1 protein-coding gene is annotated in these 1,168 nt (G+C 41.2%); it reads right to left on the bottom strand.

The genetic code is table 11. The features are described 5' to 3' along the window. The coding region (locus H6679_00005; GenBank protein ID MCB9492639.1) for a TolC family protein at positions 1-1,016 on the bottom strand (1,016 nt) is incomplete at its 3' end. Positions 1,017-1,168 lie beyond the last annotated feature (152 nt).

The following is a 1,168-nucleotide window of genomic DNA, read 5'->3' as shown; positions in this document are numbered from 1 at the left end:
TCATGGCCTTTTTGACGATATTTGTGATGAGCCTGTCGTGAGCGTGCCTCAACACTTCCCGAGCTATAAAGAGGTATTGACAGATTAGCAAGAATTGTCGCATTGCGCACCCGACTATTGCTGCTTGAGGTATCATCAGAATGAGAAAGCGTTCCTTTTATGCTAAGTGACGGTAAAAGCTCACGCTCGACGCTTTTAATATCGTAACGCGCGGCACGCTCAGATGATCTTGCTGCTAAAATATTTGGATGACATTTTTCGGTAATCTCAAGAAGTTCTTGTTTTGATTTTGGAAGGTCTAACGTTACGTTAGGGTAAGAAAGAAGATCAACGGGAGCATACCCCATGATACGTTCAAATTGATGCTTAGAATTTTCAAGATTACCATGAGCCTTGATACGATCTGCTTTTGCGGATGCAAGACGGGCTTCTGCCTGTGCCTTGTCCGTGCGCGTTACCTCTCCTACACTAAGACGAACTTGGGTTGCTTCAAGATGCTTTGTAAGAACCTGCTCTGTTTTTTGTGTCAAACTAAGAACCTGTGCGTCCTTATACACATCCATATAAGCAGTCAGGGCATCAAAAAGAACTTTTTGTTCGACAGAAATAATGTTGCGTTGCCCAGCTTTTACTTGTTCGCGAGCACTCTTGGTTTGCGCAATTGTTCTACCACCTTGAAATATAGGTTGTTCAAAAGAAAGATTGGCTTCCCTTGATTTTAAAAAATCATGATAGGTGCTACGTCCAGATGAAGTTGAGGCACTTGACCCTCTGCTTGTTCTATATCGTTGGTCTGTATGGGTGTAGCCCACTTGGCCCTCAACACCTATTTTAGGTCGCCAACCAGATAAGGCTTCAGGTACTTTTTCATCAATGGCTTTTAAAGCCTCTCTTTCACCTTGTAGAATAGGATTATTAAGATAGGCCATAATAAGAGCCTCTTCAAATTTTTCAGGCAAAACAGTATATGCACTAGAAACCATTATAAAAAACAAAAATAATGAAAGATACTTCATACAGGCCTCTTCGTATAACTTGATGAACTAAAATCAATAGATAGGTACACTTATATCTACCTCTTTGGACCAGGCTGTAATGCCTCCCCTAAGACTCATAACTTTATCAAATCCACGTTCGTGCAACCATAATGTTGTTTGCAAACTTCGCA

The organism is Campylobacterota bacterium (assembly GCA_020633995.1).
Classification (GTDB): Bacteria; Babelota; Babeliae; order Babelales; family RVW-14; genus JACKCO01.
This window is presented reverse-complemented; position numbering and strand designations above follow the sequence as displayed.